Here is a 19395-nt window from a genome sequence, read left to right as displayed (position 1 = left end):
CACCCGTGCCCTGCCGGCCGCGTCCATCGCGCCGGCGTTTTTGGCAATTCTCACGCCTCCTCCGGCTTCCTCGCGTGCTCCACGGAACGCCGCGCGCACCCATCGGTTTTGCACCATGGGCGTCGAGCGCGGCACTGCAGGGAGGTATTGCGATGAAACGCATGCTATTCAACGCGACGCAGCAAGAGGAATTGCGCGTCGCCATCGTCGATGGTCAGAAGCTGATCGATATCGACATCGAAACCGCCGGGCGCGAACAGCGCAAGGGCAACATCTACAAGGGCGTCATCACCCGCATCGAGCCGTCGCTCGAGGCGTGCTTCGTCAACTACGGCGAAGAGCGCCACGGCTTCCTGCCGTTCAAGGAAGTCGCCCGGGCCTTCTTCAAGGACGGCGTGGACGTGCGCAACGCGCGCATCCAGGACGCGCTGCACGAAGGCCAGGAACTGATCGTCCAGGTCGAGAAGGAAGAGCGCGGCAACAAGGGCGCGGCGCTGACCACCTTCATCTCGCTGGCCGGCCGCTACCTGGTGCTGATGCCGAACAACCCGCGTGGCGGCGGCGTGTCGCGCCGCATCGAGGGCGAGGACCGCCAGGAACTGCGCGAGACGATGGGCCAGCTGACCGTGCCCGATGGCATGAGCATCATCGCCCGCACCGCCGGCATCGGCCGCTCGGCCGAGGAACTGCAGTGGGACCTGAATTACCTGCTGCAACTGTGGAAGGCCATCGACGGCGCGGCCGTCGACAACAAGGCCCCGCTGCTGATCTATCTGGAATCGAGCCTGGTCATCCGCGCCATCCGCGATTACTTCCAGCCCGACATCGGCGAGATCCTGATCGACACCGACGAGATCTACGAACAGGCCCGCGCCTTCATGAGCGTGGTGATGCCGGACAACATGAACCGCGTCAAGAAGTACCGCGACGACGTTCCCCTGTTCTCCCGCTTCCAGATCGAACACCAGATCGAGTCCGCCTATTCCCGCATGGTGATGCTGCCCTCCGGCGGCGCCATCGTGATCGACCATACCGAGGCGCTGGTCTCGGTCGACGTCAACTCGGCCCGCGCCACCAAGGGCGCCGACATCGAGGAGACGGCGCTGCGCACCAACGTCGAGGCCGCCGACGAGATCGCCCGCCAGCTGCGCCTGCGCGACCTGGGCGGCCTGATCGTCATCGACTTCATCGACATGGAGTCGAGCAAGGCCCAGAAGGACGTGGAAACGCGCCTGAAGGACGCCCTGCGCCACGACCGCGCCCGCGTGCAGATGGGCAAGATCAGCCGCTTCGGCCTGATGGAGCTGTCGCGCCAGCGCCTGCGCCCGTCGCTGTCCGAAGGCTCGCACATCACCTGCCCGCGCTGCAACGGCACCGGCCATATCCGCGATACCGAATCGTCCGCCCTGCAGGTGCTGCGCATCATCCAGGAAGAGGCGATGAAGGAAAACACCGCGGCAATTCATTGCCAGGTGCCGGTCGAGGTCGCCGCCTTCCTGCTCAACGAGAAGCGCCAGGACATCAACCTGATCGAGATGCGCTTCAAGGTCAACGTGCTGCTGATCCCGAACAAGCATCTGGAAACGCCGCACTACAAGCTGGAACGCCTGCGCCACGACGATCCGCGCCTGGAGGACAGCACCGCCAGCTACCGCATGGCCGAGGCCGCCGCCAAGGAACTGGAGGCCGACACCAGCTACAGCAGCCGCAAGAAGGAAGAGGCCAAGCCGCGCCAGGAAGCCGCCGTCAAGGGCATCACGCCCGAGCAGCCGGCCCCGGTGTCGACGCCCCGTCCGGAACGCGCGCCGCGCCCCGAAATTCCCGTCGCCCGCCCCGCTCCCGCCACTCAGCCGATCGCCAGCGGCGGTTTCCTGGGCTGGCTCAAGGGCCTGTTCGGCGCCCGGCCGGCACCCGCCCCGGTGGAGCCAGTCAAGCCGGCCCCCGCCGAGACGCGTAATGGCGAAGCCCGTCGCGAGCGCGGCCAGCGCGCCGAGCGTGGCGAAGGCCGCGGCCAGCGTGGCGAACGCGCCGAGCGCGGCGAACGAACCGAGCGCGGTGAACGCGGCGAACGCCAGCAGGGCCGTGGCCAGCGCGGAGAACGCGCCGAGCGCGGTGAGCGCGCAGAACGCGGCGACCGTGCCGAGCGCGGCGAACGCCAGGCAGCCGGCGAGCGCGCCGAGCAGCGCGAGCCGCGCGCCGAGCGCCAGCCCCGCCAGCCCCGCCAGCCGGCCGAAACGCCGGCGATCGAGGCCCGCCAGGGCGACGCCGCCCAGGCCGAACGCGGCGAAGGCCGCCGTGAACGCGGCGAGCGCCGCGAGCGCGGCCAGGACCGCCGTGAGCGCCAGCGCGAGCGTGGCGACAACCGCGAGACGCGCGAGGAAGTGCCCGCCGATATCGCCATGGCCGAAGCCGGCGCCGTGATCGCCGAGGTGGCCGCCGCGCCCCGCGCGCCGGTCCCGCGCGACGAGGCCGTGACCGAGCGTGCCGATCTGGTCGAGGGCGTGGAAGCGACCGAAACCACGGAGAATGGCGAAGGCGAGGAACGCCGCCGCCGCAACCGCCGCGGCCGCAACCGCTATCGCCGCGAGCGCGACGAGGTGCAGGGCAGCGAAGCCGCCAGCGATGGCGCCGAGCTGTCGGACGGCGCCGCGCCGGCGCAAGCCGCACCGACCGCTGGTGCCGAACTGGCGGCCCCGGTGGAAGCACCGGCCCCGGCCTTCGCGCCGGCACCGGTTGCCGAGCCCGAGGCCGTGGCCGACGCGGTCGCCCCCGCTCCGGTCGCAGCGCCGCAGGTCGAGGAGCCGGCCATCGCCCGCGCCGAGCCGGTGGCCGCGGCCGCTGAACCGGCCGCGCTGCCGCCCGCGGCGCCGCTGCCGCTGCCGGTGGAAGCGGCCAGCGCCGCCACGGAGTTCATCGCCCCGTCCGCACTGACGCCTGCCGTCGCCAGCGAGGCGATGCCGGTGCCCGCACCGGCATGGGCCGCCGAGGCTCCGGCCCCGGCCGCCGCGCCCAAGGCCGCACCGGTCGCTCCGGTCGCCGTGGAAAACCTGCAGCCGATGCTCAACGCAGCCGGCCTGGAGTGGGTCCACACCGACGACGCGAAGTATCGCGCCGCCCAGCAGGCCGCGGCCGCCATCGTGCCGGCACCCCGCGTGCCGCGCGAGCGCAAGCCGCTGCCGCCGCTGCCCCAGGGTCCGATGATCCTGGTGGAGACCGGCGGTCGCGAGACCAGCGCGGACTCGCAGCAGCAATAAGCCGGCGCCCCCGGGTGCCAGCGGAAAAGGGACGGCGATTGCCGTCCCTTTTTCTTTGCCCGTGCCGCGCCAAGGGCACGCTCGAACGGATACCGTCAACCGTCGGCTAGAATGACGGCAGACATGGCAGACGACCGTTCGTCGCGCCGCCTCCCCCACGACATGACCGAATCCGTCATTCCCATTTTCGATCTGCGCGACCACCGGTATCGCTCGATGACGCCGTCCATCCCGGCGCATCTGGAAGCGCCCACCGGGCTGGTCGCCGATGCGCGAGGCCGGCCGCTGCATGACCTGCGCATCTCGGTCACCGACCGCTGCAACTTCCGCTGCATCTACTGCATGCCCAAGGAAGTGTTCGACAAGGACTACACCTTCCTGCCGCATTCCGAACTGCTCAGCTTCGAGGAGATCGAGCGCGCCGCGCGGCTGTTCGTCGCCCATGGCGTGGAAAAGGTGCGCCTGACCGGGGGCGAGCCGCTGCTGCGCAAGAACATCGAGAAGCTGGTGGAGATGCTGGCGCGCATCGTCACGCCGTCCGGCAAGCCGCTGGACCTGACGCTGACCACCAACGCCTCGCTGCTCGCGCGCAAGGCCCGGGCGCTGAAGGACGCGGGCCTGACCCGCGTTTCGGTGAGCCTGGACGCCATCGACGACACGGTCTTTCGCCGCATGAACGATGTCGACTTCGCCGTGGCCGACGTGCTTCATGGCATCGAAACCGCGCACGCGGCGGGCCTGGCGCCGATCAAGGTCAACATGGTGGTCAAGCGCGGCACCAACGACGCGCAGATCGTGCCGATGGCGCGGCATTTCCGCGGCAGCGGCATCATCCTGCGCTTTATCGAATTCATGGACGTTGGGGCGAGCAACCACTGGCGGATGGACGACGTGCTGCCCTCCGCCGAGGTCGTGGCGCGCATCGACGCCCAGTTTCCGCTCGAGTCCATCGCGGCCAACTACACCGGCGAAACCGCCGAGCGCTGGCGCTATCGCGACGGCGCCGGCGAAATCGGCGTGATCTCCAGCGTCACGCACGCCTTCTGCGGCGATTGCTCGCGGCTGCGCCTGTCCACCGAGGGCCGGCTCTACACCTGCCTGTTCGCCACCGAGGGGCACGATCTGCGCGCCCTGCTGCGGGCCGGACACAGCGACCTCGAAATTTCCAACGCCATCGCCCAGTTGTGGCGTGGCCGCACCGATAATTACTCCGAGCAGCGCAGCAACCCCGCGGTACGGCAGGCGCGCGCGCAGCGCAAGATCGAGATGTCCTATATCGGCGGCTAGGGGTCTGGCCGGGGCGATGTCGCCATCGCCACGCAGCCGTGCTCCGGCCCGGCTGGCCCGCCTCGCCGCCCTGCTTTCCTGGCCTTAACTTGCAAGCCGGTACGTGCTGCCCCCGGGGCAGGACGGCCGCGCACCCACCATGATCGAACACGACGACATTACCGGGCTGATCCTCGCCGGCGGACGCGGCAGCCGCATGGGCGGCACCGACAAGGGCCTGCAGGCCTTTCGCGGCGCCCCGATGGCCATGCACACGCTGATGCGGCTCGCCCCCCAGGCGGGCGCGATGCTGATCAACGCCAACCGCAACCTGGCGGCCTACGAATCGTTCGGCGTGCCGGTGGTCACCGACTCGGTGCCGGACTTCGCCGGTCCGCTGGCCGGCATGCTGGCCGGCCTGGAACAGTGCGCCACGCCGTGGATGGTGACCGCCCCGTGCGACTCGCCGTTCCTGCCCACCGACCTGGTGCGGCGCCTCGCGCAGGCCATCGAAGCGGAGCAGGCGGAGTTGGCGATTCCCGTCACCGTGGACGCGGACGGCACGCGCCGCACGCAGCCGGTGTTCTGCCTGATGCCCACCACGGCGCTGGACAGCCTGGTGGCCTTTCTCAATGGCGGCAACCGCAAGATCGAAGCGTGGCTGCGCACGCACCGCGTGGCCGAGGTGCCGTTCGACGACGCCGCGGCCTTCGCCAATATCAACACGCTGGACGAACTGCGGACCCTGGAGTCGCGCTGAACCGCCCCGCCACATCGACAACCTCTCGCCGACACGCTCCATGCCATCCCTGCAATCCGTCATCTCGTGCCTGTCCGACTACGATCCCACCGCCCTGCCCGTGGCGCAGGCCAACCAGATCATCGAGGGCGTCGCGGAGCCGGTCAGCGGCATCGAGCAGCTGGCCATCCGCGAGGCGCTGGACCGGGTACTGGCCGAGGATGTGATCTCGCCCATCGACGTGCCGGCGCATGACAACTCGGCCATGGACGGTTATGCCTTCGCCAGCGCAGACCTGGCGGGCGGAAACGAGGTGGCGCTCACGGTGATCGGCACGCGCTTCGCCGGCGATGCCGCGGCCCTCGTCCCGGCCGCCGGCCAGGCCGTGCGGATCATGACTGGCGCCGTCATGCCGGCCGGCTGCGATACGGTGATCCCGCAGGAATTCGTGCAGGGCGTCGACGAAACCGCCGGTGCCACGCGGATCCGTTTCGCCGCCGACGCGGTGCGCCCGGGGGATAACCGCCGCCTGCGGGGCGAGGACCTGGCACAGGGCCAGCCCGCGCTGACCGCCGGCCGCATCCTGAAGCCGGCGGATATCGGCATGCTGGCCTCCCTGGGCATCGCCGAGGTGAAGGTGCGCCGGCGCCTGCGCGTAGCGTTCTTCTCGACCGGCGACGAGCTGCGCTCCATCGGCGAGCCGCTCGACGCCGGCTGCGTCTACGACTCCAACCGCTACACGCTGCACGGCATGCTGCGCCGGCTCAACGTCGAGCTGCTCGACATGGGCGTGGTGCGCGACGACCCGCAGGCGCTGGAAGCGGCGTTCCGCCGTGCCTGCGAGAACGCCGATGCGGTGATCACGTCCGGGGGCGTGTCGGTGGGCGAGGCCGACCATACCAAGGCCATCATGGCGAAGCTGGGCGACGTCACCTTCTGGAAGATCGCCATGCGTCCCGGCCGCCCGATGGCGTTCGGCCGCATCGAATCGCACGGCCAGCATGCACTGCTGTTCGGCCTGCCGGGCAATCCGGTCGCGGTGATGGTCACCTTCTACCATTTCGTGCGGGCGGCGCTGCACCGGCTGATGGGCGCCAGCGTCGCGCCACTGCCGTTGATGCGCGTGCGCAGCGCGCAGGCAATCCGCAAGAAGCCGGGACGCACGGAATACCAGCGCGGCATTCTCGGCGCCGGCGCCGACGGTGTGCCGGAGGTGCGGATCACCGGCCAGCAGGGTTCGGGCGTGCTGCGCTCGATGAGCGAGGCCAACTGTTTCATCGTGCTGGGGCACGAGCAGGGCGCGGTGGGCGCGGGCGATATGGTGGAGGTGATGCTGTTCGATGGGCTGGTTTGAGCGGTGAAGGCCCGGGCGGGCAGACGCCGTTCCGACCGTGTCTCTTTTGCGCTGCATTTTCGCCACGAAACGCCCCGGCCACCATTGTTTTGGTGACCCGCCACGACCCCATTCGCTACACTTGCGCAACACAACTTCGTCTACTGCCCTTGCTGTCATGAATCAGGAGATCGCTTACCTCCACCCCGTGAAGACCGCCCGCGCGCTGGTGCTGGTCTACCTCTGCTTTTCGGTGCCGATCGTGTCGATGGGGCTGTTCGTGGCCTTCATCCGCTATGGCGATCTGCCCGGTATCACGGTGTTCACGGCGCTGATCCTCAATGCCCTGATCGGGTTCGGACTGCTGTGGCTGGCATGCAAGGCATACAACTGGGTGGCCGCGCGCTTCGGCGGCATCGAGGTGACGGTGCGGGATCTGCCGCCGCAGTGACGCGCAGGTCTATCCAATGAAAAAGCCCCGCATGGCGGGGCTTTTTTGTGGGTGCGATCCCGGGTTTGTCGGTCTTGCGGTACTGCGGGCGGTCACCCTCGCCCCCGCTCTTCTCCCGCTGGCGGGAGAGAAGACGACCCACCCGGTACTGGCTCGTCGCCCTCGCCCGTGTCATCCATCGTGCCCAACAACCGCTGGGCCGCCTCGCCCGGCAGCGCTTCGACCTTGCGCAGCTTGCGCTCCATCTGGCGGCTGCGCACCTCGGCCTGCTCGATATTGCGGGCGGCGCGCTCGAGCGTGTCGCGCGTCTTGGCAAGTACGTCGCCGAACTTGCCGAACTCCGTTTTGACCGCGCCCAGCACCTCCCACACCTCGCTGGAGCGCTTTTCCAGCGCCAGCGTGCGAAAGCCCATCTGCAGGCTGTTGAGCAGCGCCGTCAGCGTCGTCGGGCCCGCCACCGTCACGCGGTGGGCGCGTTGCAGCAGGTCGGTCAATCCGGGCCGGCGCAGCACTTCGGCGTACAGCCCCTCGGTCGGCACGAACAGGATGGCAAAGTCGGTGGTTGCCGGCGGCGACAGGTACTTCTCCGCGATGGTCTGCGCCTCGCGCTTGATCGCCGCTTCGAGTTCGCGGCCGGCGGCGTTGACGCCGTCGACATCGCCCCGCTCCTGCGCATCGACCAGGCGCTCGTACTGTTCCTTGGGGAATTTGGCATCGATCGGCAGCCACACCGCCGCGCCGGACGCGTCCTTGCCCGGCAGCCGGATGGCGAATTCCACGCGCGCCCCGGTGTTGCGCACCGTCTCGACGTTCTTCGCGTACTGGTCGGGCGTCAGGATCTGCTCCAGCAGCATCTCGAGCTGGACCTCGCCCCAGGTGCCCCGGGATTTCACGTTGGTCAGCACCCGCTTGAGATCGCCCACGCCCTGCGCCAGCATCTGCATCTCGCCCAGGCCGCGATGCACCTGGTCCAGCCGGTCCGACACCAGCCGGAACGACTCGCCCAGCCGCTGCTCCAGCGTGGCATGCAGCTTCTCGTCGACGGTGCGCCGCATCTCCTCCAGCTTGGCGGCGTTGTTGGCCTCGATATCCTTGAGCTTCTGTTCGAGCGTGGCGCGCACCTCCGCCAGGCGCCGCTCGTTGGCCTCGGACATCTGGCCCAGCTGCTGCTGCAAACCCTCGCCGAAACGGCGCAGCGCGGCGCCCTGCTCCTCGCGCGCCTGCACGCCTTCCTGCAGCAGGCGCTGGCGCACCTGCTCCAGCTGCTGCGCGACGGATTCGGTCAGCTTGGCGAGCTGCTGCGCGAACATGTCGATCTGGTTGTTCTGCAGCGTGGCGATGCTGGTGAGCTGCGACGACAGCGCCTGCTGGAAGCGCATCATCTGCTGCCCCGCCTCGTCGCGATTGATGCGCGCCGTCTCCGCCACCTCGCCGCGCAGGCCGCGCTCGAGCCGTTCGCTGTCGCGCTCGGCGGCATCGCGCCATTCGGCGAAGCTGCGCAGCAGCTCGGCGTCGCCGCCGCCCTGGCGGCCGCCGGGACGCAACACCAGCAGCAGCAGCAGCAGCACCGCCACCACCGCGGCGGCCAGCGTCATCAGCGCGATCAGGTCCATGGTCAGCGGCGCCGCGCCATCACTTCCGGATTGACGACGCAGGGCGGCTGGCCGGCGCGCGGGCCCGCGTCCAGCGCGGCGATCAGGTTGTCCGCGGCGAGGTTGGCCATGGCGCGGCGGGTCTTTTCGGACGCGCTGGCGATATGTGGGGTCAGCACGACGTTGGGCACCGTCAGCAGATCGGGATGGACGGCGGGCTCGCCCTCGAATACGTCCAGGCCGGCGCCGAAGATGCGTCGTTCGCGCAGCGCCTGGGCGAGCGCGCCATCATCGACGATGCCGCCGCGCGCCAGGTTGATCAGCGTCGCCGTCGGTTTCATGCGCGCCAGTTCGGCGGCACCGATGGCGTGATGGCTGGCCGGGCCGTAGGGCAGCACCAGGATCAGGTGGTCGGACTGCGCCAGCAGCTCGTCCTTGCTGACGTAGCGCGCGTTGAGCGCGCTTTCGGTCCCGGCCGGCAGCTGGCTGCGGTTGTGGTACAGCACGGTCATGCCGAACCCGGCCGCCCGCCGCGCCAGCGCCTGGCCGATGCGGCCCATGCCCAGAATGCCCAGCGTGCTGCCGTACAGGTCCATGCCCAGGAACATGTCGTAGGCCCAGCGTTCCCACTTGCCCGCGCGCAGCCAATGCTCGCTCTCGGTGACGCGCCGCGCCGTGGCCATCAGCAGGGCCCAGCCGAAATCGGCCGTGGTCTCGGTGAGCACGTCGGGCGTGTTGGTGGCGACGATGCCGGCGGCCGTCAGCGCCGGCACGTCGAGGTTGTTGTAGCCCACCGCCATATTGCACACCGCGCGCAGGCCGGGCAGGCCGGCGATCAGGTCGGCGTCGATGCGGTCGGCGGCATTGGCCAGCACGCCCGCCTTGCCCGCCAGCCGCGCCTTCAGCGCGGCGCCGTCGAGCACCGCGTCCGGCTGGTTGTCGTCGACCTCGAAATACTGCGACAGCCGCTCGATCACATCGGGAAAGACGGCGCGGGTGACAAGCACGGACGGTTTCATGGCATTCAGACCCGGAAGAAGAGGAACGTCATCACGAGGAACAGCGGCACCAGCACGGCGCCGGACCACAGCATGTAGCCGAAGAAGCTGGGCATGCGCACGCCGCGGTTCTCGGCGATGGCCTTGACCATCAGGTTGGGCGCGTTGCCGATATAGGTGTTGGCGCCCATGAACACCGCGCCGGCCGAGATCGCGGCCAGCGTGGTGGCCCCCTGGGTCATCAGCGTCGCCGCGTCGCCGCCGGCGGTGTTGAAGAACACCAGGTAGGTGGGCGCGTTGTCGAGGAAGGACGACAGCAGGCCCGTGGCCCAGAAATACATGCTGTCGATCGGCTGCCCCTGGCTGTCGCTGACCGCCCGGATCACGCCGGCGAAGGCGCCCTCGGTGCCAGCCTTGAGCATCGCGATCACCGGAATGATCGTCAGGAAGATGCCGGCGAACAGCTTGGCCACCTCCAGGATCGGCTCCCAGTTGAATTCGTTGCCGGCGCGCGCCGACGTCGGCGTGATCAGCAGCGACAGCAGGGCCACCGCGACCAGGGCCACGTCGCGCACCACCGCCTGCAGGCCGACCTCGGTGCCCATGATGTCGAAGACGATGCCGGGCTTCCACAGGCCGCTCATCAGCACCAGGCACACCACCGCCAGCAGCAGCAGGAAGTTCACCTTGCCCTCGATGCGGATGCCGGGCGAGTCGGGCGTCGGGTCCAGCGCCGGCGGCAGCTGCTCTTCCTTGTTCAGGAAGTAGTGCCGGTCGAGGAAGTAGAAGATGACCAGCAGTGAGACGCACAGGAACAGCGTCTCCAGGTAGATGTTCTGCATGGTCCAGAAGAAATCCACGCCTTTCAGGAAACCGAGGAACAGCGGCGGATCGCCCAGCGGCGTGAGCGAGCCCCCCGCGTTGGCCACCAGGAAGATAAAGAACACCACGACGTGTGCCACATGCTGGCGGTTATCGTTGGCGCGCAGCAGCGGCCGGATCAGCAGCATGGCCGCCCCCGTGGTCCCCATCAGGCTCGCGAACACCGTGCCCAGCGCCAGGATGCCGGTATTCAGGGCCGGCGTGCCATGCAGGTTGCCGCGCACGCAGATGCCGCCCGCCACCACGTACAGCGCCGCGATCAGCGCAATGAACGGGATGTACTCGCCCAGCAGCGCGTGGATGGCATTGGCGGCGGCCGCATGCGTGCCGAACGTGACCGCGAAAGGCACCAGGAACAGCAGGCCCCACACCGCGGTGATCTTGCCGAAGTGGTGATGCCAGAAGCGGGGAGCCAGCAGCGGGAACAACGCGATCGACAAAAGCGTGCCGGCAAACGGCATGGCCCATAAGGGAGACAGCGTCGCGCCATCGAGTTCGGCGGCCCCGGCAAGGGACGGAAACAGGGCCAGCACGGCCAGCAAGGGCACGAGCGCGGGGGCACGATGCATCGGATCGGATCTCCTGTGGGCAAGGCGGCGCCATCGGGATCCCGGCGCCGATTTGTAGAAAAAAGGCGGTTCCCTCGCCGGCCTATGCCGCGTCGACGAGGATCACGTGCACGCGGTACGGACCGTGCGCGCCGAGCACGATGGTCTGCTCGATATCGCCGGTGCGGGAGGGTCCGCTGATGATGTTGGTGGCCCGCGGCAACTCGCCGCGTTCCGCGCGCACCAGCGCGAAGGCGTCCTCCAGGTCGGTGACGATGCGGGAGACGGGCACCACGGCGATATGCGTCTCCGGCAGCAGCGCGGCCGACGCGAAGGTATCGGGGCCGGACAGCAGCATCAGCGAACCGGTCTCGGCAATGGCGCAGAAGCAGCCGGTGATGCCGACCAGATCGCCATGGTCGTGGTCTCCCTGCACGTCGCGCACCGGCGGGCGGCATTCGACCGCGAGGCCGGCGCCCTGCCAGTCCAGCGTGCCGAGTGTGTTCCAGGCCACCGCACGGCGCACGAGCCCGAGGCTGTCGAGATAGTGCGCGGCGGCGCCGGGCACGTCGGCCAGGGTGGCCACCCGCTCCACCGTCGAGGCCATCCGCTGTGCCTGGGCGGTGAACGCCGCCACGCGGTCGCCGTCGACCCCGGGGCGGGGACCGGCGGGATGGCGGGCGAGATAGTCGGCCACCGCCTCGCGTTCGCCCCGGCTGGCCTGTGGCGCCCTGCCCTGGGCGGCGCGGATACGGGCGAAGATACGGTCGCGGGCGATGCTGGTGTCCATGGCAGGTCGGATGGTGAATGGTGAACGGTGAGCGGTGAGCGGTGAACGGGTGAACCGGGATGGCGCGCCCGGCCGTGCGCGGCCGCCGCCGCGGGCAAACGCCGATTATAAGACCCCGGCCACCGGGAAAAACGTCAGGCGCGCGGCTGGACGCCGAAAACCTGGCGCAGGTAGGTGAGGTACGCGGGGTCGTCGCACATGCTCTTTTCCGGCGTGTCGGACAGCTTCGCCACCGGTTGGCCATTGCAGCGCACCATCTTGATCACGATCTGCAGCGGGGTGTAGCCCAGATCGTTGGTCAGGTTGGTGCCGACGCCGAAAGCCAGCTTGCAGCGCCCGCCGAAGCGCTCGGAGAGCTCGATCACGCGCGGGATGGTCAGGCTGTCGCTGAAGATCAGCGTCTTGGTCAGCGGATCGACGCGATTGGCCTGGTAGTGCGCCAGCATCCGCTCGCCCCAGGCGATGGGGTCGCCAGAATCGTGGCGCACGCCGTCGAACAGCTTGCAGAAGTACAGGTCGAAGTCGCGCAGGAAGGCATCGAAGCCGTACGTGTCCGACAGCGCGATGCCCAGGTCGCCGCGATATTCCTTCGCCCAGTTCTCCAGCGCGAACACCTGCGAATCGCGCAGCCGCGGCCCCAGCGACTGGCAGGCCTGCAAATACTCGTGTGCCATGGTGCCCAGCGGCGTCAGGTTGTGCTTGCGGGCGAAATAGACGTTGCTGGTGCCCGCGAACTGCGGCCCGAGCTCGGCCCGCATGGACATCACGACTTCCTCCTGCCAGGCATGGGAGAAGCGGCGGCGCGTGCCGTAGTCGGCAATGACGCAGCCAGCATGCTGCGGCAGCTTGAGCAGCCCGAGCTTCTCGGTCAGCCGCCGGCGCCCTTCCTTCCAGTCCGGATGGCGCTGCGTGCGGCGGAAATAGACCTCGTTGACGATGGCCAGCAGCGGCACCTCGAACAGAATGGTGTGCAGCCACGGCCCGCGGATGGCGATCTCGATTTCGCCGTTGCCCGCAGGCGACGGCGTGATCGAGACATATTTGGCATTGAGCTGGAACAGCCCGAGAAAATCGACGAAGTCGCTCTTGATGAAGCGCAGGCCGCGCAGATAGTCCAGTTCGGTTTCATCGAAACGCAGCCGGCAAAGACCGTCGAGTTCGGCGCGGATCTCGTCGATATAGGGAACGAGATTCACGCCGGCATTGCGGCATTTGAAGCGGTATTCGACCTGTGCCGCCGGAAAATGATGCAGCACGACCTGCATCATGGTGAATTTGTACAGATCGGTGTCGAGCAGGGATTGAATGATCATGGGGCCGGACGCCTGTGCCGTGTCAGGCCCTCATGCTACCCCATGATGCGCACCGCGCCAGACGGCAATGCCGGATACCCGGCCCGGGACCAGCGAAATACCCCGGCCGCCGCGCCGCCGGGATCACCCGTTCGCGCATAAAGAAATAAGAAAACTGTCTAGTCTGGCTATATAGCGCGGGTGTGCAGGGTGTGCGCCTCGGCTACAATAACGGTCTTTGAAAGGCCACGGCACGCGCACGCGCGGAACATCCGAGGCGGCCATCGGGGCGCCCGCCCCGTCGGTGGCCCGGTGGCCCCGGACGGGGCCCGTACTCGACGGTGCCTGCGGCCTGCATAACGATCCCTTCAAAAGCCGCCCGTTTTTCCTGGAACAGAAATGACTCACGTTGTCACCGAATCCTGCATCCGCTGCAAATTTACAGACTGCGTCGATGTGTGTCCGGTCGATTGTTTCCGCGAAGGCCCGAACTTCCTGACCATCGATCCGGACGAGTGCATCGACTGCGCGGTCTGCGTCGCGGAATGCCCGGTCAACGCCATCTATGCCGAGGAAGACGTTCCGGCGGACCAGCAGCAGTTCATCGAACTCAATGCCGACCTGGCCCGCGCCTGGCCCTCCATCACCAAGACCAAGGCCCCGCTGCCCGAGGCCGAGGAATGGCGGGAGACCACCGGCAAGCTGCAGTACCTGGAGCGCTGACACAAGACAGAAAGCCGTCCCCACGCGCTTTCCCGCAATGCCGGGCACGTCGTTGCCCACAACGTATCAGGATCAATATGGACTTGAGCATCCCAAATCCCGTCGCGGACACCACCAAGCAGGCTGCCTCCGGCAACGCTGGCGGCCAGCCGCTCGAAATCGATGCGCTCATCGTCGGTGCCGGCCCGGTGGGCCTGTTTCAGGTGTTCGAACTGGGCCTGCTCGAAATCAAGGCCCACGTCATCGATTCGCTGAAGGTGGTCGGCGGCCAGTGCGTCGAACTCTATCCCGACAAGCCCATCTACGACATCCCCGCGGTGCCCATCTGCACCGGGCAGGAACTGACCGACAACCTGCTCAAGCAGATCGAGCCGTTCGAGCCCACGTTCCACCTGGGCCAGGAAGTCGCCGTGGTCGAGCGCCGTGAAGACGGCCGCTTCTTCGTCGAAACGTCGATCGGCACCCGCTTCATTACCAAGACCATCTTCATCGCGGCCGGCGTGGGCTCGTTCCAGCCGCGCACGCTGAAGGTCGAGGGCATCGACAAGTTCGACGGCAAGCAGCTGTACTACCGCGTCAAGGACCCGAGCCGCTTCCACGGCCGCAACCTGGTGGTGGTCGGCGGCGGCGACTCGGCGCTGGACTGGACGCTGGACCTGGTCGGCAAGGCCGAATCCGTGGTGCTGATCCACCGCCGCGACGGCTTCCGCGCCGCGCCCGCCTCCGTCGCCAAGATGAAGGACCTGTGCGAGCAGATGGAGATGCAGTTCCTGGTGGGCCAGATCAGCGGCTTCGAGGAAAAGGACGGCGTGCTGTGCGAGATCAAGGTCACCGGCGGCGACGGCGTGACGCGCCGCATGCCCGTGGACGACCTGCTGGTCTTCTTCGGCCTGTCGCCCAAGCTCGGCCCGATCGCCGAGTGGGGCCTGGACCTGGAGCGCAAGCAGATCAAGGTCGACACCGAGAAGTTCGAGACCAATATCCCGGGCATCTTCGCCGTGGGCGACATCAACACCTACCCCGGCAAGAAGAAGCTGATCCTCTCGGGCTTCCACGAGGCCGCGCTGGCCGCGTTCGGCGCCGCGCCCTACATCTTCCCCGAGAAGAAGATCCACATGCAGTACACGACCACCTCGCCGAAGCTGCACAAGATCCTCGGCGTCGATTCGCCGGTCTTCGACTGAGCCCGGCTTGAAAAAAAAACCGCTCCGCGGCCTTCCCCGGAGCGGTTTTTTCTTGCACCGGCGAAATCCCCCGTCTATAATGCGCCCCTCGCCAACATTCACGGCGGCGCGTCCAACGGACCGCACGGTGGATGGCGAAGCGCAGTAGGCTTCGTCGGCGCGTATCGACAGGAACGGATCCAAACGAAATGTCGAAACGTTGTTGACGAAGTGACGAGAATCTGAATATAATTCGCTTCTCTGCTGTTCCCCGATAGCTCAGTCGGTAGAGCGACGGACTGTTAATCCGCAGGTCCCTGGTTCGAGCCCAGGTCGGGGAGCCAAAAGATCGGGAAGGCCCGCCATGCAGATGGCGGGCCTTTTTCATTTGGCTTGCGGTGGTTATTCGGTGTCGGGAAGTCGACGGCGCCGGATGCTCATCGCGAGGCAAGCATGTCCCCTGGATCCGCCACGGTGGCGGCGCCGCGGGCCATGAACGATGGTGGAAGGGAGGCCGATAAGCCTCTCGCCTGCTGTCGAAAAACGAATTCCATGGCCTGTTCTTGACATGCCTGGAACGAGTGTGTAAAAGCAAGTGGGCGCGTTGTTGGCGCCCTCCCTGACAAGGGACTCCCGCGGAGACTGGCACCCAAAACCGGCCCCTCAAGACTTCAAGATTCGATTCGAAGGAATCTTGGCGGCTGTTTCCTTGATGCTGGCGACGGACCTGTTCAGTTCTACCCCGTTCTCGCGGGGCGCTCCGCCAAACCCACTGAGAACGAGCGCAATACCAGTCGCAGCCGCGGAAATGCGTTTGTGCTGGCAATGTCTCATCTTCGAACCAGCCGCCCGCTCGGCATTAAAGGACAGAGTTGACTAAGATCGTTTTGAAACCCGGCGAACCCGTCGAAGTGGCCATGCGGCGTTTCCGCCGGGCTATCCTCCAGACCGGCCTCATCGTCGAACTGAAGAGCCGTACCGCCTACGAGAAGCCCACGACTGAACGTAAGCGCAAGAAGAAGGCCGCCGAGTCGCGTCTGCGCAAGCGCCTTCGCATGCAGATGCTGCCGAAGAAGATGTACTGATTCGCGCTCTGCGTGCCGGCCACGGACGCGCCGCGCGGCGCCTCCCGGCCAAAAGAAATCCGCCAGCTCATGACTGGCGGATTTGTTTTTTGGGCGACGGATTTTGCTCGCACCGCGCCCTGTTGCTCTGCTGCGGCGCGCCAGGAACCATAGCGTGGCGGACCGGCATAATGGCGGCAATCGCGTCAGCCGATGCAGCCACCGGATTCCCGCCTTTGACCGCCATCCTCGAACTGCGCAACGTGCGCAAGCAGTACGGCGATACCGTCGTCGTCGACGATCTGAGCCTGGAAGTCCAGCGCGGCCAATGCTTCGGCCTGCTGGGCCCCAACGGCGCCGGCAAGACCACCACGCTGCGGCTGCTGCTGGGGCTCACCACGCCCGAGGCCGGCACGCTGACGCTGTGCGGCGAGCCGGTGCCCGAGCGCGCGCCGCAGGCGCGCCGGCGCGTCGGCGTGGTGCCGCAGTTCGACAATCTGGACCCGGACTTCACCGTGGTCGAGAACCTGCGCATCTTCGGGCGCTACTTCGGCCTGCGCTCGGTGGAGATCGAGCGGCGCGTGCCCGCGCTGCTCGAGTTCGCCCGGCTGGAGAACCGCGCCGACGCGCATGTGCGCGCCCTCTCCGGCGGCATGCGCCGGCGCCTGACGGTGGCGCGCGCGCTGATCAACGATCCCGACCTGCTGGTACTGGACGAGCCCACCACCGGGCTGGACCCGCAGGCGCGGCACCTGATCTGGGACCGCCTGAAGTCGCTGCTGGCCGCGGGCAAGACCATCCTGCTGACCACGCATTTCATGGAAGAGGCCGAACGGCTGTGCAACCACCTGTGCGTGATCGACGGCGGCCGCAAGATCGCCGAGGGCCGTCCGCACGAGCTGATCGACCGGCAGATCGGTTGCGACGTGGTCGAGGTCTATGGAGACGATCTGGACGCGCTGCGCGCGCGCCTGGCCCCGATGTCCGAGCGCACCGAGAAAAGCGGCGAGACGCTGTTCTGCTATGTGCGAGAGCCCGGCCCGCTGCTGGCCGCGCTGCACGGCAACGGCGGCGTGCGCTATCTGCACCGCCCGGCCAATCTGGAAGACGTGTTTCTGCGGCTGACCGGCCGCGAGATGAGGGACTGAGCATGAGCGAACAGGATCCGCAACCGACGCCGGCGCGCGTCCCGGTCCAGCCGGCGGGAAGCCCGCCACGCGGGGGGCGCCCCTACCCTCAGCCGCTGCTGCCGATGAACCTGAGCAACTGGACCATGGTCTGGTACCGCAACTTCATGGTGTGGAAGAAGCTGGCGATCCCGTCGATGATCGGCAACCTCGCCGATCCGATGATCTACCTGTTCGGCCTGGGGCTCGGGCTGGGCCTGCTGGTCGGCAAGGTGGACGGCGTCTCGTATATCGCCTTCCTCGCGGCCGGCACGACCGCGTCCAGCGTGATGATGTCGGCGACGTTCGAATCGATGTATTCCGCGTTCTCTCGCATGCACGTGCAGCGCACGTGGGAGGCCATCATGCACGCCCCGCTGACGCTGGGCGACATCGTGCTGGGGGAGATCGCCTGGGCGGCCAGCAAGGCCGTGCTGTCGGGCCTGGCCATCATGCTGGTCGCGGGAGCGCTCGGCTATGCCGAGCTGCCCGGCGCGCTGCTGGCGCTGCCGGTGATCGTGCTGGCCGGCATCGCCTTTGCCAGCCTCGCCATGATCGTCACGGCGCTGGCGCCGGGCTACGACTTCTTCATGTTCTACCAGACGCTGATCATCACGCCGATGCTGCTGCTTTCGGGCGTCTTCTTCCCGCTGGAGCAGTTGCCCGCCGGCGCGCGGGCCGCGACGGAGGTGCTGCCGCTGTCGCACGCGGTCGCGCTGATCCGCCCGCTGATGCTGGGCCGCCCGATCGAGAATCCGGGCCTGCATGTGGCCGTGCTGGCGGCCTATGCCGCCGTCGCGCTCGTCGTGGCGCTGGCCTTGCTGCGCCGGCGCCTGCTGCGCTGAAATGACAAACGCCGCGTGTGGGACACCGCGGCGTTTTCATGTTGCCGGAGCAGCGCTGGATCGTTCGCCGTTCAGTCGCCCAGGCCGCGCAGCAGATCTGCCTTCAGGTCCGCCGCCGATTCGAGGCCGACCGCCAGGCGGATCAGCCCTTCGTCGATCCCCGCCGCCGCCTTCGCCTCGGGACTGACCCGCGCGTGCGTGGTGGTGTACGGATGGGTCACCGTGGTGCGCGTGTCGCCCAGGTTGCCGGTGATCGAGCACAGCCGGGTGTTGTCGATCACGCGCCAGGCATTCGCGCGCCGGGCCTCGGGCGTGGCGCCCTTGAGCTCGAACGACACGATGGCCCCGCCGCCGCTTTGCTGGCGCATGGCGATGTCATGCTGCGGATGCGACTTCAGCGCGGGATGGTAGACACGCGCGACGGCCGGATGCGACTCGAGGAATTCGGCCAGCGCCAGCGCGTTGGCCGAATGGCGCTCCATGCGGATGCCCAGCGTTTCCATGCCCTTGAGCAGCACCCACGCGTTGAACGCGGACAGCGTCGGGCCGGCCGTGCGCACGAACGGGAACACCTTGCCCATGATGTAGTCGCGCGAGCCCAGCACCGCGCCGCCCAGCACGCGGCCCTGGCCGTCGATATGCTTGGTGGCCGAATGCACCACGATGTCGGCGCCGAACTTCATCGGCTGCTGCAACGCGGGCGAGCAGAAGCAGTTGTCGACCACCAGCAGCGCGCCGGCGTTGTGGGCGATATCGGCCACGGCCGCGATGTCGGCCACTTCCGTCAGCGGGTTCGACGGCGTTTCCAGGAAGAACAGCTTCGTGTTCGGCTTGACGGCCGCGCGCCAGGACTGCAAGTCGGTGCCGTCGACGAAGGTGGTCTCGATGCCGAACTTCGCGAAGATGGTGCCCAGCAGCGTCATCGTCGAGCCGAAGATCGCGCGCGAGCTGACGACGTGGTCGCCGGCCTGCGCCGACGACATCAGCACCGACAGGATGGCGCTCATGCCCGAGGCCGTGGCCATGCAGGCCTCGGCGCCTTCCAGCGCGGCGAGCCGCTGCTGGAACATGCTGACGGTCGGATTGGTGAAGCGCGAGTAGGTGAAGCCCTCCTCCGAGTTCGCAAAGCGCTCGGCGGCCTCTGCGGCGCTGCCGAAGCAGAAGCTCGAGGTCAGGTACATCGCCTCGGAATGCTCCATGAACTCGCTGCGCATCGTGCCGGCGCGGACGCCCAGCGTGTCGATGCCGAGGGCGTCGGGGTTGAACGGTTCGCTCATGCTCTCTCGCCG

The 19395-nt window shown here is 67.8% G+C and carries 16 protein-coding genes and 1 tRNA gene; 11 read left to right on the top strand and 6 right to left on the bottom strand.

The window, feature by feature from the left end; all coding sequences use genetic code 11:
• The first annotated feature begins 152 nt into the window (after window positions 1–152).
• The 5 genes from LDO27_RS21305 (at window position 153) to LDO27_RS21285 (ending at window position 7043) form a co-directional block, all read left to right on the top strand.
• Window positions 153–3254, top strand: coding sequence for an Rne/Rng family ribonuclease (locus LDO27_RS21305; RefSeq protein ID WP_224043878.1), 3102 nt, complete (start codon window positions 153–155; stop codon window positions 3252–3254).
• A gap of 162 nt (window positions 3255–3416) precedes the next feature.
• Window positions 3417–4541, top strand: coding sequence for a GTP 3',8-cyclase MoaA (moaA, locus tag LDO27_RS21300; protein ID WP_224043997.1), 1125 nt, complete (start codon window positions 3417–3419; stop codon window positions 4539–4541).
• A gap of 139 nt (window positions 4542–4680) precedes the next feature.
• Window positions 4681–5280, top strand: coding sequence for a molybdenum cofactor guanylyltransferase MobA (gene mobA / locus LDO27_RS21295; protein WP_224043877.1), 600 nt, complete (start codon window positions 4681–4683; stop codon window positions 5278–5280).
• 40 nt (window positions 5281–5320) lie between these two features.
• Window positions 5321–6613, top strand: coding sequence for a molybdopterin molybdotransferase MoeA (gene moeA, locus LDO27_RS21290; protein WP_224043874.1), 1293 nt, complete (start codon window positions 5321–5323; stop codon window positions 6611–6613).
• 157 nt (window positions 6614–6770) lie between these two features.
• Complete coding sequence (locus LDO27_RS21285; protein ID WP_222204130.1) at window positions 6771–7043, top strand: hypothetical protein; 273 nt, start codon at window positions 6771–6773, stop codon at window positions 7041–7043.
• A gap of 92 nt (window positions 7044–7135) precedes the next feature.
• Here LDO27_RS21285 and rmuC read toward each other — a convergent pair whose 3' ends face one another.
• The 5 genes from rmuC to pncB all read right to left on the bottom strand — a co-directional run bounded on the left by rmuC (window position 7136) and on the right by pncB (window position 13166).
• A complete protein-coding gene (gene rmuC, locus LDO27_RS21280) occupies window positions 7136–8656 on the bottom strand; it encodes a DNA recombination protein RmuC (RefSeq protein ID WP_224043873.1) in 1521 nt (506 codons plus the stop codon).
• 2 nt (window positions 8657–8658) lie between these two features.
• Entirely contained in the window at window positions 8659–9654 is a 996-nt protein-coding gene (locus tag LDO27_RS21275) for a 2-hydroxyacid dehydrogenase (protein WP_224043871.1), read from the bottom strand.
• 5 nt (window positions 9655–9659) lie between these two features.
• On the bottom strand, window positions 9660–11084 hold the full coding sequence (locus LDO27_RS21270) for a sodium:proton antiporter (RefSeq protein WP_224043869.1): 1425 nt from the start codon (window positions 11082–11084) through the stop codon (window positions 9660–9662).
• 82 nt (window positions 11085–11166) lie between these two features.
• Window positions 11167–11853: a LutC/YkgG family protein gene (locus LDO27_RS21265; RefSeq protein ID WP_222204139.1), complete on the bottom strand. Its 687-nt coding sequence runs from the start codon at window positions 11851–11853 to the stop codon at window positions 11167–11169.
• A gap of 134 nt (window positions 11854–11987) precedes the next feature.
• Complete coding sequence (gene pncB, locus LDO27_RS21260; protein ID WP_222204141.1) at window positions 11988–13166, bottom strand: nicotinate phosphoribosyltransferase; 1179 nt, start codon at window positions 13164–13166, stop codon at window positions 11988–11990.
• Window positions 13167–13544: 378 nt separating this feature from the next.
• Here pncB and fdxA point away from each other — a divergent pair, with 378 nt between their 5' ends.
• The 6 genes from fdxA to LDO27_RS21230 all read left to right on the top strand — a co-directional run bounded on the left by fdxA (window position 13545) and on the right by LDO27_RS21230 (window position 18106).
• Window positions 13545–13868, top strand: coding sequence for a ferredoxin FdxA (gene fdxA / locus LDO27_RS21255; protein ID WP_222204143.1), 324 nt, complete (start codon window positions 13545–13547; stop codon window positions 13866–13868).
• Window positions 13869–13945: 77 nt separating this feature from the next.
• Window positions 13946–15052 (top strand): NAD(P)/FAD-dependent oxidoreductase, encoded by a 1107-nt coding sequence (locus tag LDO27_RS21250; RefSeq protein WP_224043867.1) that lies wholly within the window; start codon window positions 13946–13948, stop codon window positions 15050–15052.
• 247 nt (window positions 15053–15299) lie between these two features.
• A tRNA-Asn gene (locus tag LDO27_RS21245) sits at window positions 15300–15375 on the top strand.
• Window positions 15376–15903: 528 nt separating this feature from the next.
• Entirely contained in the window at window positions 15904–16116 is a 213-nt protein-coding gene (gene rpsU, locus LDO27_RS21240; RefSeq protein ID WP_006158571.1) for a 30S ribosomal protein S21, read from the top strand.
• A gap of 215 nt (window positions 16117–16331) precedes the next feature.
• A complete protein-coding gene (gene nodI, locus LDO27_RS21235) occupies window positions 16332–17243 on the top strand; it encodes a nodulation factor ABC transporter ATP-binding protein NodI (protein WP_253074090.1) in 912 nt (303 codons plus the stop codon).
• A gap of 2 nt (window positions 17244–17245) precedes the next feature.
• Window positions 17246–18106 (top strand): ABC transporter permease, encoded by an 861-nt coding sequence (locus LDO27_RS21230; protein WP_290368847.1) that lies wholly within the window; start codon window positions 17246–17248, stop codon window positions 18104–18106.
• 71 nt (window positions 18107–18177) lie between these two features.
• On the opposite strand, the gene LDO27_RS21225 is transcribed toward LDO27_RS21230, so the two are convergent.
• A complete protein-coding gene (locus tag LDO27_RS21225) occupies window positions 18178–19383 on the bottom strand; it encodes an O-succinylhomoserine sulfhydrylase (RefSeq protein WP_222204151.1) in 1206 nt (401 codons plus the stop codon).
• Between the last annotated feature and the right edge of the window lie 12 nt (window positions 19384–19395).

The sequence above is a fragment of the Cupriavidus respiraculi genome, assembly GCF_914271545.1.
GTDB lineage: Bacteria > Pseudomonadota > Gammaproteobacteria > Burkholderiales > Burkholderiaceae > Cupriavidus > Cupriavidus respiraculi.
Note: the sequence above shows the minus strand (reverse complement) of the source record. Positions and strands in the feature narration are given on the sequence as shown.

What these genes read in the sequence shown, in the direction of transcription:
- LDO27_RS21305 (WP_224043878.1), top strand. Translation starts at nt 153, where the DNA reads ATGAAACGCATGCTATTCAACGCGACGCAGCAAGAGGAATTGCGCGTC.
- LDO27_RS21275 (WP_224043871.1), bottom strand. Translation starts at nt 9,654, where the DNA reads ATGAAACCGTCCGTGCTTGTCACCCGCGCCGTCTTTCCCGATGTGATC.
- LDO27_RS21265 (WP_222204139.1), bottom strand. Translation starts at nt 11,853, where the DNA reads ATGGACACCAGCATCGCCCGCGACCGTATCTTCGCCCGTATCCGCGCC.
- fdxA (WP_222204143.1), top strand. Translation starts at nt 13,545, where the DNA reads ATGACTCACGTTGTCACCGAATCCTGCATCCGCTGCAAATTTACAGAC.
- moaA (WP_224043997.1), top strand. Translation starts at nt 3,417, where the DNA reads ATGACCGAATCCGTCATTCCCATTTTCGATCTGCGCGACCACCGGTAT.
- mobA (WP_224043877.1), top strand. Translation starts at nt 4,681, where the DNA reads ATGATCGAACACGACGACATTACCGGGCTGATCCTCGCCGGCGGACGC.
- LDO27_RS21285 (WP_222204130.1), top strand. Translation starts at nt 6,771, where the DNA reads ATGAATCAGGAGATCGCTTACCTCCACCCCGTGAAGACCGCCCGCGCG.
- pncB (WP_222204141.1), bottom strand. Translation starts at nt 13,166, where the DNA reads ATGATCATTCAATCCCTGCTCGACACCGATCTGTACAAATTCACCATG.
- LDO27_RS21225 (WP_222204151.1), bottom strand. Translation starts at nt 19,383, where the DNA reads ATGAGCGAACCGTTCAACCCCGACGCCCTCGGCATCGACACGCTGGGC.
- moeA (WP_224043874.1), top strand. Translation starts at nt 5,321, where the DNA reads ATGCCATCCCTGCAATCCGTCATCTCGTGCCTGTCCGACTACGATCCC.
- rmuC (WP_224043873.1), bottom strand. Translation starts at nt 8,656, where the DNA reads ATGGACCTGATCGCGCTGATGACGCTGGCCGCCGCGGTGGTGGCGGTG.
- LDO27_RS21250 (WP_224043867.1), top strand. Translation starts at nt 13,946, where the DNA reads ATGGACTTGAGCATCCCAAATCCCGTCGCGGACACCACCAAGCAGGCT.
- LDO27_RS21270 (WP_224043869.1), bottom strand. Translation starts at nt 11,084, where the DNA reads ATGCATCGTGCCCCCGCGCTCGTGCCCTTGCTGGCCGTGCTGGCCCTG.
- LDO27_RS21230 (WP_290368847.1), top strand. Translation starts at nt 17,246, where the DNA reads ATGAGCGAACAGGATCCGCAACCGACGCCGGCGCGCGTCCCGGTCCAG.